The organism is Streptomyces sp. NPDC028907 (assembly GCF_055564995.1).
Window position 1 is genome coordinate 691,792 of the sequence record NZ_JBVHVE010000004.1, and the last position, 15,965, is coordinate 707,756.

At 70.7% G+C, this 15,965-nt stretch carries 9 protein-coding genes and 1 pseudogene; 6 read left to right on the top strand and 4 right to left on the bottom strand.

Annotated features, from left to right (window positions below; translation table 11 throughout):
* The first annotated feature begins 22 nt into the window (after positions 1-22).
* Together galE and ACZ4UU_RS15725 are read left to right on the top strand one after the other, a co-directional pair.
* Positions 23-1,003 carry a UDP-glucose 4-epimerase GalE gene (gene galE, locus ACZ4UU_RS15720; protein WP_468040116.1) on the top strand — a complete coding sequence of 327 codons (981 nt, stop codon included), beginning with the start codon at positions 23-25 and terminating at the stop codon, positions 1,001-1,003.
* A complete protein-coding gene (locus ACZ4UU_RS15725; protein WP_468040117.1) occupies positions 996-1,970 on the top strand; it encodes an ADP-ribosylglycohydrolase family protein in 975 nt (324 codons plus the stop codon). Before galE ends, ACZ4UU_RS15725 begins: the two co-directional genes overlap by 8 nt.
* A 109-nt stretch (positions 1,971-2,079) precedes the next feature.
* On the opposite strand, the gene ACZ4UU_RS15730 is transcribed toward ACZ4UU_RS15725, so the two are convergent.
* Positions 2,080-2,706 (bottom strand): TetR/AcrR family transcriptional regulator, encoded by a 627-nt coding sequence (locus tag ACZ4UU_RS15730; protein ID WP_468040119.1) that lies wholly within the window; start codon positions 2,704-2,706, stop codon positions 2,080-2,082.
* A gap of 265 nt (positions 2,707-2,971) precedes the next feature.
* Here ACZ4UU_RS15730 and ACZ4UU_RS15735 point away from each other — a divergent pair, with 265 nt between their 5' ends.
* The 4 genes from ACZ4UU_RS15735 to ACZ4UU_RS15750 all read left to right on the top strand — a co-directional run bounded on the left by ACZ4UU_RS15735 (position 2,972) and on the right by ACZ4UU_RS15750 (position 8,808).
* A complete protein-coding gene (locus ACZ4UU_RS15735; RefSeq protein ID WP_468040120.1) occupies positions 2,972-3,895 on the top strand; it encodes an ABC transporter permease in 924 nt (307 codons plus the stop codon).
* Positions 3,888-4,736 (top strand): ABC transporter ATP-binding protein, encoded by an 849-nt coding sequence (locus ACZ4UU_RS15740; RefSeq protein ID WP_468040122.1) that lies wholly within the window; start codon positions 3,888-3,890, stop codon positions 4,734-4,736. Before ACZ4UU_RS15735 ends, ACZ4UU_RS15740 begins: the two co-directional genes overlap by 8 nt.
* A 137-nt stretch (positions 4,737-4,873) precedes the next feature.
* A complete protein-coding gene (locus ACZ4UU_RS15745; RefSeq protein WP_468040124.1) occupies positions 4,874-7,138 on the top strand; it encodes a CDP-glycerol glycerophosphotransferase family protein in 2,265 nt (754 codons plus the stop codon).
* Positions 7,135-8,808 carry a glycosyltransferase family 2 protein gene (locus ACZ4UU_RS15750; RefSeq protein WP_468040126.1) on the top strand — a complete coding sequence of 558 codons (1,674 nt, stop codon included), beginning with the start codon at positions 7,135-7,137 and terminating at the stop codon, positions 8,806-8,808. The genes ACZ4UU_RS15745 and ACZ4UU_RS15750 overlap by 4 nt, the downstream gene beginning before the upstream one ends.
* Before the next feature lie 59 nt (positions 8,809-8,867).
* Here ACZ4UU_RS15750 and ACZ4UU_RS15755 read toward each other — a convergent pair.
* The 3 genes and pseudogenes from ACZ4UU_RS15755 to ACZ4UU_RS15765 all read right to left on the bottom strand — a co-directional run.
* A pseudogene (locus ACZ4UU_RS15755) lies at positions 8,868-9,070 on the bottom strand (hypothetical protein); the annotation flags it as partial.
* Positions 9,019-10,491 carry a hypothetical protein gene (locus ACZ4UU_RS15760; RefSeq protein ID WP_468040242.1) on the bottom strand — a complete coding sequence of 491 codons (1,473 nt, stop codon included), beginning with the start codon at positions 10,489-10,491 and terminating at the stop codon, positions 9,019-9,021. The gene ACZ4UU_RS15760 and the pseudogene ACZ4UU_RS15755, both read right to left, overlap by 52 nt.
* A 117-nt stretch (positions 10,492-10,608) precedes the next feature.
* Entirely contained in the window at positions 10,609-15,546 is a 4,938-nt protein-coding gene (locus ACZ4UU_RS15765) for an NAD-glutamate dehydrogenase (protein WP_468040128.1), read from the bottom strand.
* Positions 15,547-15,965: the final 419 nt, after the last annotated feature.

The following is a 15,965-nucleotide window of genomic DNA, read 5'->3' on the forward strand; positions in this document are numbered from 1 at the left end:
TGTCACGAGGGGACGGCCGCACATGACCTGGCTGATCACCGGCGGCGCCGGTTACATCGGAGCGCACGTCGTACGGGCGATGACCGAGGCGGGCGAGCACGCCGTGGTGTACGACGACCTGTCCACCGGCATCGCCGACCGCGTGCCGGACGGCGTCCCGCTGATCGTGGGCTCCACCCTGGACGGCGAGCGCGTCGCCCGCGCCCTCACGGACCACGGCGTGACCGGCGTGGTCCACCTGGCCGCGAAGAAGCAGGTCGGCGAGTCGGTCGACCTCCCGCTGCACTACTACCGGGAGAACGTCGAGGGCCTGCGCGTCCTGCTGGAGGCCGTGACGGCGGCGGACGTGCCGTCCTTCGTCTTCTCCTCCTCGGCGGCGGTGTACGGCATGCCGGACGTCGACCTGGTGACGGAGGAGACGCCGTGCGTGCCGCTGTCGCCGTACGGCGAGACCAAGCTGGCGGGCGAGTGGCTGGTCCGGGCGACGGGCCGCGCGACGGGCCTGTCCACGGCGTCGCTCCGCTACTTCAACGTCGCCGGCGCGGCCACCCCGGAACTCGCCGACACCGGCGTCTTCAACATCGTCCCCATGGTCTTCGAGAAGCTCACCGAGAACGCGCCCCCGCGCATCTTCGGCGACGACTACCCGACCCCCGACGGCACCTGCATCCGGGACTACATCCACGTCGTCGACCTCGCCGAGGCCCACGTGGCCGCGGCCCGCGCCCTGCGCTCCTCCCCCGGTCACGCCCTCACCCTCAACATCGGCCGCGGAGAGGGCGTCTCGGTCCGCGAGATGATCGACCTCATCAACGCCGTCACCGGTTACGACCGCCCCCCGACCGTCACCCCCCGCCGCCCCGGCGACCCGGCCCGCGTCGTCGCCTCCGCAGACCGCATCGCCACCGAACTGGGCTGGAAGGCCAAGCACGACGTCCAGGACATGATCGCGTCGGCGTGGGAGGGCTGGATCCGGCTGCATCCGGAGGCGGCGCGTGACTGAGCCTGGGATTCGCCGGGTCCACCGCCTGCCCCCTCCGTCCCGTACGGACCGTGCCCTCGGCGCGGTCGTCGGCTCCGCCGTCGGCGACGCTCTGGGCGCGCCCTTCGAGTTCGGGCCGGAGGGCGCCTTCTCCGCCCGCTTCCCGGCGCCGGGCCACGGCGACGAGATGTGCGGGGGCGGCGGCTGGGGCCCCGGCGAGGCGACCGACGACACGCAGATGGCCGTACTCGTCGGCGAGTCACTGCTGGAATGCGGCGGGCTCGAACTCCCGGACGTCTTCCGCCGCTTCCAGCGCTGGGCGGCTGCCGAGCCGAAGGACATGGGGCTGCAGACCGAAGCCGTACTGAGCAGCGGCGACCCCTGGGACACGGCCGCGGCCCTGCACTTCCAGGTCAGCCAACGGGCGGCGGGCAACGGCGCGTTGATGCGGGCGGCGACCTCCGCCGTGCACTTCGCCCACGCCGGACGCGAGGCCACCATGGACGCCGCCCGCCGGCTCGCCGCCCTCACGCACGGGGACCGCGCGGCCTGGGAGGGCACGGCCGTCTTCCACGAGCTGGTCCGGGTCGCCCTGTCCGGCGACGACCCCGTGGCCGCTGTCCCGGACACCATCGAGGCCGTCCACCCCGACCACCGCGACCGCTACGCCACCGTCCTCGCCCCGACCTGGCACCCGGACCGGGCCACCGAGTTCAACGGCGCCGTCTGGCCCTGCCTCGGCTCCGCCGTCTGGGCCCTGCGCACCACGTCCTCCTGCGAGCACGCCGTACGCGCCGCCCTCGACCTCGGCGGCGACACCGACACGGTCGCGGCCGTCACCGGCGGCCTGGCCGGGGCGGTGTACGGCATCGACGCCGTGCCGGAGCGGTGGACGGCGGCGCTGCATGTGCCGTTGCCCGGGTTCGGCGGGCGAGTGGTGCGGGTGGGCGAGTTGGAGGAGCTGGCGCGGCGGCTGAGCAGCGGCTAGGAGTTGTTCAGGTACGTCAGGACGGCCAGTGCTCTCCGATGCCCGCTGTCGCTCTGTGACAGCCCCAGCTTGAGGAAGACGTCGCCGAGGCGATCAGCGCGCAGCGTACTCACAGTGCCTTGAGCGCCTGCGTGGTGGACCTGGTCAGGGCGTCCAGATAGCCCTTCGGCAGCTTCCGGCCGCGGGCCACCACCATCCGCCAGTACAGCGGGCCCGAGATCAGGTCGAGGGCCAGCTCGTCGTCCAGGCCCGCACGCACCTCGCCGCGCTGCGCCGCCCCGACGAGGATCTTGCTGGCGACGCCCTCCTGGCCCTGCTCCAGCGCCTTCTGCAGCGCCTCGGCGATCTCCGGGTTGCGGGCCGCCTCCGCCTGGAGGTCGGGGATGATCTGCGAGACGACGGGGTGTCGCAGGGCACGCGAGGTCACCTCGTACAGCATCCGCAGGTCCCCCTCCAGCGAGCCGGTGTTCGGCGTCGGCAGCCCCATGACCGCGACCGCCGACACCACGTCGAGGACGAGGTGCAGCTTGGAACGCCAGCGCCGGTACACCGCCGTCTTGCCGACCCCCGCGCGGCGCGCGATGCCCTCTATGGACATCCGCGCGTAGCCGACGGCCGCCAACTCCTCGAAGACAGCCGCCCGGATGGCCTCCGTCACGTCCTCGCGGAGTACGGCCGCCCCGGCGGGGGTCCGGCGGCGCGGGCCCGTCCGGGGCTGGTCGGCGTTCGTCGTCATGCGGACAGCATAGGGCGTAGCGACGATACGGTCCCGTCCTCACGAAGGCCCTCGCGGGCGTAAAACGTCGCGCACGTCACGACGAAACGGTTGCGTTCCGACGCCATCCCGTCCTACGCTCACGTTGCGACGATACGGTCCCGTCCCGACGTAAGGAAACGTGAAGAGTCACGTAAGAGAACGGAACGTCGCAGCACCCCCGGATCCCGGACCCCCGACCCCTCACCCAACCCCCCACCCCCGACCCCGAACGAAAGCAGCGGATGTGAGCCAGGCCCTCCACACACCGCCCACCACGGCCCCGGCCCCACCACCCGAGACCGACCTCGCGGCCCTCGCCGCCCGGCACGGACTCGCGGTCAGCGGCGCCCGCCCCTCCCTGCCCGGGTACGTTCGCGAGCTGTGGGCGCGCCGGCATTTCATCGGGGCGTTCTCCACGGCGAAGCTCACGGCCCAGTACAGCCAGGCGAAGCTCGGCCAGGTCTGGCAGGTGCTGACGCCGTTGCTGAACGCGGCGGTGTACTACTTCATCTTCGGCAAGCTGATGGGCACCAGCCGGGGCGTGCCGGACTACATCCCGTTCCTGGTGACGGGCGTGTTCGTCTGGACGTTCACCCAGAGCTCGATCATGGCGGGCACCCGCGCGATCTCCGGGAACCTCGGCCTCGTACGCGCCCTGCACTTCCCGCGGGCCGCGCTGCCGATCTCCTTCGCGTTGCAGCAGCTCCAGCAGTTGCTGTTCTCGATGGCGGCCCTGATCGTGATCCTGCTCTGCCTCGGCACGCCGATCACCGCCTCCTGGGCGCTGACGATCCCGGCGCTGGTGCTGCAGTCCGTCTTCAACGCCGGCGTCGCGATGATCGTGGCCCGGATGGGCGCGAAGACGCCGGACATCGCCCAGCTGATGCCGTTCGTGCTGCGTACGTGGATGTACGCGTCGGGCGTGATGTTCAGCATCAGCCACGTGATGGCCAAGCACACGGACACGCCGTCCTGGGTGACGTCGGCGCTCCAGGCCAACCCGGCCGCCGTCTACATCGACCTGATGCGCTTCGCGCTCATCGACAGCTTCCACGGCGACCAGCTCCCGCCGCACGTGTGGGCCATCGCGACGGGCTGGGCCCTGCTCGCCGGGGTCGGCGGCTTCATCTACTTCTGGAAGGCTGAGGAGAGGTACGGCCGTGGCTGACAAGACCAGCGAGAACATCCCCACCGTCATCGCCGACGGCGTAGACATCGTCTACCGCGTGAACGGCACCGGTGCCGGCCGCGGCTCCGCGACCGCCGCCCTCAACCGCATCCTGCGCCGCAAGCAGACCGAGAGGGCGGCCGGTGTGCGCAAGGTGCACGCCGTCAAGAAGGTCTCCTTCGTCGCGTACAAGGGCGAGGCCATCGGCCTCATCGGCACCAACGGCTCCGGCAAGTCCACCCTGCTCAAGGCGGTCGCGGGCCTGCTCCCGGTCGAGAACGGCCGTATCTACACCGACGGCCAGCCCTCCCTCCTCGGCGTGAACGCGGCCCTGATGAACGACCTCACCGGCGAGCGCAACGTCCACCTGGGCGGCCTCGCGATGGGCATGTCCCGCGAGCAGATCAAGGAGCGCTACCAGGAGATCGTCGAATTCTCCGGCATCAACGAGAAGGGCGACTTCATCACCCTCCCCATGCGCACGTACTCCTCCGGCATGGCGGCCCGCCTGCGCTTCTCCATCGCCGCCGCCAAGGACCACGACGTGCTGCTCATCGACGAGGCGCTGGCCACGGGCGACCGTTCGTTCCAGAAGCGTTCCGAGGCCCGCATCCGTGAGCTGCGCAAGCACGCGGGCACGGTGTTCCTGGTCAGCCACAACAACAAGTCGATCCGCGACACCTGCGACCGCGTCCTGTGGCTGGAGCGCGGCGAGCTGCGGATGGACGGGCCGACGGACGAGGTCCTGAAGGAGTACGAGGCTTTCACCGGCGACAAGCCGGCGGCCAAGCCGAGCCCGAAGCCCAAGCCCAAGCCGGCGCCCGCCCCTCTTCCCACCTGAGCCTCCCGCCTGAAGTCTCCCTCGTAAGGCGCAACCGCGAGTCACCCTTTCATCCCATTAGTGTCACTATGTCCTAGGTCGGGTCGACGGCCGACAGGGTGCGCCCGGCGCGATGGAGAAGGTGAAGGAGTCCCGCGATGCCCGAGCTCAGCGTCATCGTCCACGGACCGAACACCCAGGACCGGCTGACCGGTCTCCTCGCCTCCCTGGCCGCCCACCCCCACCCCGAGGTCGAGGTGATCGTGGCCGCGGTCGGCCCCTGGGCCGAGGAGACCGCACGGGCCCACGCCCCCGAGATGCTGGTGCTGCCCCTGCCGGACGGGACGGACGACGCCACGGCCCGTTCGGCGGGGGCGGCCCGGGCCACCGGCCGATGGCTGCACTTCGTGCACTCGAAGGACGGGCTGCCCGTCGGCGGCCCGCGCCTGATCGCCGAGCGTGCCGCGGAACTGCCGGACGAGGTGGACGTTCTGCTCTTCGACCACGTCCGCTCCACCTGGGAGACCTCCGGACTCCCCACCACGGACGGCCCCCGGCTGGCCCGCGCGGGCCGCGCCGCGCACCGACTCGACGACCTGGCCCGCAGCGCCCTGCGCATCACGCCCCTGCTCGGCAACCGCGCGCTGCGCACCTCCTTCTGGCGGGCGCACGAACCCCGACTCACCACCCCGGACGAGCCGTACGCCGCCTACGCCGCGCTCCTCCTGGCCGACCACGTCGCCGCCCTGAACCAAGTGGCGTACGAACACCACGAGCTGCGCCCCGAGAGCCTGCCGCCGGTCACGCCCGAGAAGCATTACGCCCTGGTCGACCGCTACGAAGAGCTCCTGGCCCTGACCTTGTCCCTGGCCCTCGCCCGAAGCAGCGCCGAGGTGTCCCGGGCCACCACCAGGGCCGTCCCCGACACCGGCCCTCGCTCGCCCTGCCACGCCGTCCTCTACGACGTCATGGTCCGCGACTGCCTGCGCACCTTCGCCCGCACGCCCATGCCGGACCCCGTCGCCAGGGAGTTCTTCCGCCGGGCCGCCGACGCGGCGGTCCGCCTGCGCCCGCCCGGGTACCGCCGCCCCGCCGGACCGGAGGGCATCCGCCGAGCCCTTCTCGAAGAGAACGCGTACACCAGGTACCGCGCCTTCCAGGCCGCCAACCGCGCCCGCCGCGCCGCCAGGTCGGCCGTACGAACCCGTAGGCGCCAGGTGGCCGCCGCCCTCGGCGACCGCCACTACCGCACGGCCCTGTCCCGCCCGGTCGACCCCGGCCTGGCCGTCTTCTCGGCGTACTGGAACCGCCAAGTCGCCTGCAACCCGGCGGCCATCGCCGCCAAGCTCACCGAACTCGCCCCGCAGATCCACCCGGTGTGGGTGGTGACCCCCGAGAACGCCCCCCTGCTGCCACCCCACACCGACCATGTGCTCCCCGGCACCCGCCGCTACCGCGAGGTGCTGGCCACGGCCAAGTACCTGGTCAACAACGTCAACTACCCCAACGCGATCGTGAAACGCCCGGACGCCGTCCACCTCCAGACCCACCACGGCACCCCGCTCAAGCGCATGGGCGTCGACCAGATGGAGTTCCCTGCGGCGGCCAAGGGGCTGGACTTCGAGGCGTTGCTCGCCCGTATCGACAAGTGGGACTTCAGCGTCTCGGCGAACAGCCACTCCACCCGGATGTGGCAGCGCGCCTACCCCTCCCGCTTCGTCTCCCTCGACCACGGCTATCCGCGCAACGACGTCTACTACACGGCCACCGCGGCCGACATCCGGGCGATCCGCGCCCGCCTGGGCATCCCCCCGGCCCACCGCGCGATCCTCTACGCCCCCACCCACCGCGACTACGAGGCCGGCTGGACCCCCCGCCTCGACCTCGCCACCCTCGCCGACCAACTCGGCGAGGACACCGTCCTGCTGGTCCGCGGCCACTACTTCTACGACGGCACCCCGTCCCCGCTGACCGCCCTGCGCCGCACCGGCCGGGTCATCGACGTCTCCGCCTACGACCCCGTCGAGGACCTGTGTCTGGCCGCGGACGCGCTGGTCACGGACTACTCGTCCATCATGTTCGACTACGCCAACCTCGACCGCCCGATCGTGGTCTACGCCGACGACTGGGAGACGTACCGCTCCACCCGCGGCGTCTACTTCGACCTGACGGCCGAGCCACCCGGCCAGGTCGCCCGCACCCAGCCCGAACTCACCGAGATCCTCACCACCACGGCCTGGCGCGACGAGGGCGCGACAAAGGCGCGGGCCGCGTTCCGCCGCCGTTTCTGCGAGTACGACGACGGCCACGCCGCCGAACGGGTCGTACGGCGGGTGTTCCTGGGCGAGAGCGAGGACGCCCTGCCCCCGGTCACCCCGCTGGAGGAACGCACACCGGCACCGACCCCGGAGGAGGCCGCATGACCCCCGACGCGTCCCCGGACGTCACCGTGACGGTCATCGTCTACAACGATGCCGCACGTCTTCCCCGGGCCGTGGAGTCGGTACGTCGCCAGACCCACGCCAACATCGAGATCATCATCAGCGACGACCACTCCACGGACGAGACCCCGCAGGTGGCCGCGCACATGGCGGCCCAGGATCCCCGCATCCGTCACCTCCGCCTGCCGCGGAACAGCGGCGGTTGCAGCGCCCCGCGCAACCGCGCCCTGGAGATCGCCCGGGCGCCGTACGCGATGTTCCTGGACAGCGACGACGAACTGGCCGACGACGCGGTCGAGTTGCTGCTCGCGGCCCACCGCGAGCGGGAGATCGACTTCGCGATGGGTGCGGTCGTGCGGGTCCGGGAGGACAGCGGCCGCCGTACGAAATGGATGCCGCACCTGGTCGCCGAGCGGCGCACCGTGATCGGCATCGAGTCCGAACCCCGTCTGCTCTTCGAGCACCTGTCGACGAGCAAGATGTACGCCCGCGCCTTCCTGGACCGCTACGACCTCCGCTTCCCGGAGGGCATCCACTACGAGGACCAGCTGTTCTCGACGCAGGCGTACTGTCTGGCCAAGGAGTTCACGATCATCCCGGAGCCGGTGTACCGCTGGCACATCGCTCCGTACGCGGCCACGGAAGCGGCCTCGATCTCCAACCAGCGCCACAAACTGGACAACGTCCGCGACCGCGTCCACGTCCAGCGCCTCATCGACGACTTCCTAGTCGAGAGCGGACACGCCGGGCTGCGTGAGGACAAGGACTACAAGTTCCTCAAGCACGACTTCCGGATGTACGCCGGTGACCTCCCCTACCGCGACGAGGAGTGGCTGTCCGCCTTCGCCGACATCACCATCCCCTACCTGGAGACCCTCTCCCCCGCCGCCTACGGCCGCCTGCCCCGCATGGAACGCGTGGTCCTGCAGCTGATCCGCGAACGCCGCTTCCACGAGGCCCGGTCGGCGGCCCGCGGCCTGGGCCGCGCGGTGGCACCCCGGCACGTGACACCGGACGCGGACGGCCACCTGTACTGGGGCCCCGCCCTCCCGACCTCCACCTGGGCCCGCCGTGAACTGGACGTCTCCGACCTGGAGCTCGACACCCGCCCCTTCCGCAGCGCCCAGTTCCGTCACGAGATCACGGAGCTCACCCGCGGCCCCGGCGCCTCGATCGACCTCACCGTCCGCACCTACGACCCCGGCCTACGCCTCCCCGTGGGCCCCCACCGCGCCGCCCTCCTCCTCACCCCCGGCCGGCAGCGCCTCAAGGTCCCCTTCCGCCTCACCCCGATCCGCCCCGGCGTCTACGAGGGCCACGCCCACCTGGACCTGGCCACGGCCCCGGTCCCCCACCACGGCTTCGCCGGCGTCCGCCACCCCCTGCTCCGCATCGAACACCAGGGCCAGCCCCACACCGCCGTCCTCCTGGCCCCCCTCGCCTTCCCACCCCTCACAGCCCGCATCAACTACCACACCAGCACAGCCCCGCACCGGGTAACCATCGAACCCGAGGGCCGAGGCCCCGGCCGCCTACAGATCCGCTGGAAACCCGTAGGCATCACGGCAAGGCTGGTACGCCCGGTGGTACGCCGAGTGGCCCACCCGAAGGCAAGGCGCGCGGCCCGCTTGCTGAGAAGCGCGCTGCGCTAGACACCCTCAGCCCGTCCGGCGTTCGAGGACGAGCCGCACTTTCAGCCCGTCCGGCGTTCGAGGACGAGCCGCACTTTCAGCCCGTCCGGCGTTTGAGGACGAGGCCCGAAGGGCCGATAGCAGGGGTCTGGGGGCGCAGCCCCCAGCGGGGTCGAAGGGGCGGAGCCCCTTCAAGGGATGGGACGGGTAGGGGCGGCGGGGGCGAAATCCTCACCGCACCACCTCGTACAGCACCGCCCCACCCGGCCCCCGAGCCACCACCCGCAACCCACCACCCCCCACCCCCTCCCCCCGATCCACCACCCACCGCACCCCATAAGCCCGCACGATCCCCCGCCGCACCCCCTCCCCCGTCCCCACCGCGAAATACCTCCGCACATCCGCCACCCTCCGCCCCTCATCCGGCAGGAAGAAGTCGGGATACCCAGGCGCCACGGTGTACGCCCCATACGCCGGAATCTGCCGAGCCGCCCACCTCCGCGCCATGACCACATCCCCGTACTTCACCCACGGCGTGACCCAGTGATACCCCGCCCAAGGCGCCCGGTACTTCCCCGCCACCACCCCCGGCAGCACCTCCTGCGGAACGACGTACCCCACCGTCCCCACCTGCGCCCAGCCCCCCAGAACCAGCGCCCCACCCAGCACCCCGACACACACCCCCCGCCACCACCCCCGCACCTCGACCACCACCACCGCGGCAGCGACCTGCGCGGGAATCACCACCGCGGGCAACACCCTCCCCCACGAGTAGTGCCCACTCACCCCACCCACCACCACGACCACCACCCCCAGCACGAAGAACAGCACCAGCGGATCCCACCGGTCCCGCCACCACCGCACCCCCAACGCCACCACCCCCACCGACACCAGCCAGTACCGCCCCACCAACCCCCGATACAGCCCCCGGTGCACCGCCTCCAGATCCCGGCCGGCTCCGAACAACGCGAAGAAGTCGTAGTACGGCCACCCCCACAACACCCCCACCCCCACCAGCACCCCCACGCCCAGCCTCAGCCACACCCCCCGCCCCGCCCGCCACGCTCGCGCAGCGACCACCGTGGCCAAGGCCCCCAACGTCGCCACCACCCCCGAGAACTGATGGCACAGCAGAATCACCGCCCACAGCGCCCCGAGCCCGACCCACACCCCCCACCCGGCCACGCCCCGCACCGCCCCCGCCAGCCAGGCCCAGAAGTGAAAGGCCAGCCCCAGCGCGAACACACTCGGATACGACACGGTCAACGCCAGCGAGTTCAGCCCGAGGAACCCGCTCCACGCGAACAGCGAAGTCCCCCACAGAAACACCAGGCACAGCACGGCGACCGCGGGCGCGGCCCGGTGCGCGCTCAGCGTCCGCACGTACCGCCACACCCCGCTGACGAGCAGCCCGAGCCCCACCACCGCCCCGATCCGCAGCACGACGAAGACCGAGAACCCCGTCACCCGCGCGACACACCCGAGCACCAGCATCCACGGCGAGTAGTACGGGCTCGGCGTGTCCGCGTCGACCAGCGGATTGCCGGGGTCGACCAGGTTGTGCCGCAGACGTTCGACGGTCGCCGCGTGCATCCCGAGGTCGCCGGCCCACGGCAGCCGGGCGATCACCAGCAGGAGCAGTACGACGACCAGCGCTGCAGCTACCTGCGGAACGACCGTCGTCCTTCGCAGCGCGTCCCGCATCGTGCTCACGCGAGCACTGTAATTCCCGTTTTGCCCGAAATGCGCGAACGCCCCGGACCGTGAAAGTCCGGGGCGCTCCGACACCCGTACGGGTGTCAGGCCGTAAGGCCGTACTACCTACGTGTGCGACCGCAGCAGCGTCCGCATGGTCCGCATGGCCACCGACAGGTTGGCCAGGTCGAACGCCTCCGAACCCTGGATCTCCTCCAGGGTCGTCCGCGCCCGGCCCAGGATCGCCGCGTTCTTCTGCTCCCACGCCTTGAACCGCTGCTCGGGCGTCGCGGTGCCGTTGCCGGCCGCCAGGACGTCCGAGGTCAGGGCCGCATGGGCGGCGTAGAGGTCCTCACGGATGGAGGCGCGGGCCATGGACTGCCAGCGGTCCGCGCGGGGCAGCTCGATGATGCGGTCCATGAGCTGGGTGATCCGCAGCCGGTCGGCGAGGTCGTAGTAGACCTCGGCGACGTCCATCGGGTCCTTGCCCACGCGGTCGGCCACCGAGACGATGTCCAGCGACGGGAAGGCGGAGGAGAAGCCGGCCACCCGGGTGGCCAGTTCGGCCGGGACTCCGGCACCGGTCAGCTCGTCGTAGATCTGCTGGTACCACTCCAGGTCCGCGCCCTTGAGCAGCTTCGGCAGCTCCGACCAGACCTGCTCGACGCGGTCGGCGAAGAAGTCGACGGTGTCGGCGAGTTCCAGCGGCTGCGGCCGGTTGTTGAGCAGCCAGCGTGTGCCGCGCTCGACCAGACGGCGCGAGTGCAGCCTGATCCGGGTCTGGACGGCGGCGTCGACCTTGTTGTCGAGGGCCTCGACCGCGTCCCACACGACCGCCGAACGGAAGATCGCGCGGGCCACGGTCTGCGCCCGGACGATCTCCTCCAGCGAGGCCCCGGTCTCCTCGCGCAACCGGTGCAGATACGTCGTACCGCCGGTGTTGACCGTGTCGTTGACCAGCACGGTCGTGGTGATCTCACGGCGCAGCGGGTGGCTGACCAGGTACTCCGGGAACTGCTCGCGCAGCGCCGTCGGGAAGTACGCGTGCAGCAGGGTGCTCAGGTACGGGTCGTCGGGCAGCGAGGTGTGCAGCAGCTCGTCGGCGACCGTGATCTTCGTGTACGCCATCAGGACGGCCGTCTCCGGCCCGGTCAGGCCGTGGCCGGACCCGAGGCGTTCGCGGATCTGGCGGTCGGTGGGCAGGAACTCCAGCGCACGGTCCAGGTGCCCCTCGCGGACCAGGTGCTTCATGAAGCGCTGCTGGGCGTGGAGCATGGCGCCGGACTGGGCGAGGGCGTTGGCGATGGCCGTGTTCTGGGCGTAGTTGTTGCGCAGGACCAGGCGGCCGACCTCGTCGGTCATCTCGGCGAGCAGCTTGTTGCGCTGCTTGACCGTCATGTCGCCCTCGGAGACCAGGGCACCCAGCAGGATCTTGATGTTCACCTCGTGGTCGGAGGTGTCCACGCCCGCGCTGTTGTCGATGGCGTCGGTGTTGATCCGGCCGCCGTGCAGCGCGAACTCGATCCGGCCGAGCTGGGTCAGACCGAGGTTGCCGCCCTCGCCGACGACCTGGACGCGCAGGTCGGCGCCGTCGACGCGGATGGCGTCGTTGGCCTTGTCGCCGACGTCCGCGTGGGTCTCGGTGGACGCCTTGACGTACGTACCGATGCCGCCGTTCCACAGCAGGTCCACCGGCGCCTTGAGGATCGCCTTCATCAGCTCGGCCGGCGTCATCTTGGAGACCTTGCCCTCGATGCCGAGGGCCTCGCGGATGTGCGCGTTGACCGGGATCGCCTTGGCACTGCGCGGGAAGACGCCGCCACCGGCCGAGATGAGGTCGGTGTCGTACTCCTCCCAGCTGGAGCGGGGCAGCTCGAAGAGGCGGCGGCGCTCGGCGTAGGAGGTGGCCGCGTCGGGCTTCGGGTCGATGAAGATGTGCCGGTGGTCGAAGGCGGCGACCAGACGGATGTGCTCGCTGAGCAGCATGCCGTTGCCGAACACGTCGCCGGACATGTCGCCGATGCCGACGACCGTGAAGTCCTCGCTCTGGGTGTCCACGCCCAGCTCGCGGAAGTGCCGCTTGACGGACTCCCAGGCGCCGCGGGCGGTGATGCCCATGCCCTTGTGGTCGTAACCGGCCGAGCCGCCGGAGGCGAAGGCGTCCCCGAGCCAGAAGTTGTACTGCTCGGCGACCCCGTTGGCGATGTCGGAGAAGGTCGCGGTGCCCTTGTCGGCGGCGACGACGAGGTAGGTGTCGTCCTCGTCGTGCCGGACGACGTCCTGCGGCGGCACGACCTCGCCGGCGACCATGTTGTCGGTGATGTCGAGCAGCGCCGAGATGAAGGTCTTGTACGACGCCACGCCCTCGGCGAGCCACGCGTCCCGGTCCACGGACGGGTCGGGCAGCTGCTTGGCGACGAAGCCGCCCTTGGCGCCGACCGGCACGATGACGGTGTTCTTCACCATCTGCGCCTTGACCAGGCCGAGGATCTCGGTGCGGAAGTCCTCACGCCGGTCGGACCAGCGCAGACCGCCGCGCGCGACCTTGCCGAAGCGCAGGTGGACGCCCTCGACTCGCGGCGAGTAGACCCAGATCTCGAACGCCGGGCGCGGCGCGGGCAGGTCGGGGATGGCCTGCGGGTCGAACTTCATGGAGACGTAGTCGTGCAGCTTGCCGCCCGCCGCCTCCTGGAAGAAGTTGGTGCGCAGCGTCGCCTTGATCACGGTGAGGAAGGACCGCAGGATCCGGTCCTCGTCGAGGCTCGCGACTTGGTCGAGCGCCGCGTCGACCTCTTCGAGCAGCGCGTCCACGATCTCGCGGCCCGCGCGCTGACGGTCCGGCGACATCCGCGCCTCGAACAGGGAGACGAGGAGGCGGGTGGTGTGGACGTTGTTGCGGAGGGTGTCCTCCATGTAGTCCTGCGAGAAGGTGGAGCCCGCCTGGCGCAGGTACTTCGCGTACGCCCGCAGCACCATCGCCTGCCGCCAGGTCAGCCCGGCGCTCAGCACGAGGGCGTTGAAGCCGTCGTTCTCCGCCTTGCCGGTCCAGGTCGCGGCGAAGGCCTCGGAGAACCGCTCGCGCGCGTCGTCGCCGAGGTAGTCCCCGGCGCCGCCCGCCGTCTTGGGCATGCGCAGACCGAAGTCGTAGATCCAGGCGACACTGCGGTCGGAGCAGCGCAGTTCGTACGGCCGTTCGTCCACGACCTCGACGCCGAGCCGGCTGAGGACCGGCAGGACGGCGGACAGGGAGACGGCCGCGCCCTTGCGGTAGATCTTGAACCGGCGTTCCTCGGGGGCGGCGCCGACCGGCTCGTACAGGCTCAGCGAGAAGTTGTTCTCCTCGGTGAGCTGCTCGATGTGGACGAGGTCGGAGACCGCGGAACGCGGAGTGTGGTCGGCCTTGTAGCCCTCGGGGAAGGCGCTCGAGTAGCGGCGCAGCAGCTCGGCGGCGCGCTCCTCGCCGAGTTCGGCGTTCAGCGCGTCGGCGAAGCCGTCGGCCCAGGAGCGGGCGGCCTCGACGAGCCGCGCCTCGATGCGCTCCTTGTCGCTGTCGCTGAGCTGCGGCAGCTCGGTGCCCTGCGGGACCCGGACGACGAAGTGCAGCCGGGAGAGGATCGACTCGGTGTTCCAGGCGGTGAAGTCGACGCTGATGCCGCCGAGCTCCTCCTTCAGGATGTCGATGATCCGCAGCCGGACGCCGGTGGTGTAGCGGTCGCGCGGGAGGTAGACGAGAGCCGAGTAGTAGCGGCCGTACTCGTCCTGCCGCAGGTAGAGCCGCAGGCGGCGGCGTTCCTGGAGGTAGAGCACGGAGGTGGCGATGCGCTGGAGCTCGGGGACCGGGGTCTGGAAGAGCTCGTCGCGCGGGTAGGTCTCCAGGATCTGGAGCAGGTCGCGGCCGTCGTGACTGTTGGGCGAGAACCCGGCGGCCTCCAGCACCTCGTCCACCTTGCGCCGGATGACGGGCACCCGGCGGACGGACTCGGTGTAGGCGGCCGAGGAGAACAGACCCAGGTAGCGGCGCTCGCCGACGACCTCGCCGTTCTCGTCGAACTTCTTCACGCCGACGTAGTCCAGATACGACGGCCGGTGCACGGTCGCCCGGCTGTTGGCCTTGGTGAGGATGAGGAGCTTGTGCTCGCGGGCCTTGGCGCGGGCGTCTGCGGGCAACCGCTCGAAGGAGGGGCTGACGGGGTGGCTGTCACCCTCGGCGTGGTGCGGGTCGGCGCGCAGGATGCCCAGCCCGGTGCCCGGCACTGCGGCCAGCGAATCGTCCTCGCGCAGCTCGTACTCGCGGTAGCCGAGGAAGGTGAAGTGGTCGTCGGCCAGCCAGCGCAGCAGCTCGCGGGCTTCCTCGAACTCCTGCATCCGCAGGTCGGAATGGGGCTCCTGGACCAGCTCGTCGGCCATGCGCACGGCCAGGTCCCGCATCTTGCTCCAGTCCTCGACGGCCTCACGGACGTCGGACAGGACGCGCAGCAGGTCGGCGGTGATCTGCTTCAGGTCGCCGCGGTCGGTCTCCCGGTCGAACTCGACGTGAATCCAGGACTCGGTGTGCGTGTCGTGCGGCTGCTCACCGGCGGGCGGCGCGGTGAGCACCTCGATGAGCTTGCCGGTGACGTCGCGGCGGACGAAGACCTGTGGGTGGATCACCACATGGATGCCGCGTCCCTGCCGCGTCAGCTCGTTGGTGACGGAGTCGACCAGGAAGGGCATGTCGTCGGTGACGACCTCGACGACGGAGTGGCTGCACGTCCAGCCGTTCTCCTCCACGGTGGGCGTGTGCACCCGCACGTTGGCCGTGCCCTGGGGACGGTTCTCGGCCAGCCGGTAGTGCGAGAAGGCGGCTCCGAAGATGTCGACCGGGTCGCGGTCGCTGAGGTCCTCCGGGGCGGTGTGCAGGTAGTAGCGCTGGAGGAACGAGAGCACGGTGTCGTGGTCCGGGGTGCCGGGGCTGCTCTCGTCCGTCGTCCCAGTCGGTAGGTACCCCCCGACCGGGCTGTTCTCAGCTACCCGGGCGGCCCTCTCGAGCAGCTCGGCCTTGGCTTCGTCCAGCTTGGTCTGCATTGTCCTCTGGCTCCTGTCGCGCGCCGTTGCGTGACGTAGAAGGAAGTACGGTCTCTTCCCCTCCGGTGTAACGCCGTGACGCGGGGTGTCCGGTCTGCTTCGACGCTATGCCGCGAGGTGAGATGAGCGGGGATATATGAGCCAATCTTGAGCTGCCCACGGGGTGTGACGCTGCTCTCTGCGACGTCCGGGCCCGGGGTGCGAATGACGTCCTGGGGGCCCTTACACCCCCCTCCCGCCCGCGAAGACCAGCGACCGCCGCCCGGCCACGGATGTCGTCCGTGCTGCCCGGGCGCAGGGCAGGGGCAACACTGCCCCCGCGAGCTATCGCGCTGATCACGCCACCAAGGCTATCGCTCCTTACAGGGGGCCCGTCATGAGCCGTATGTGTACAAAACCGGGGGTAGAACTTTGACGTT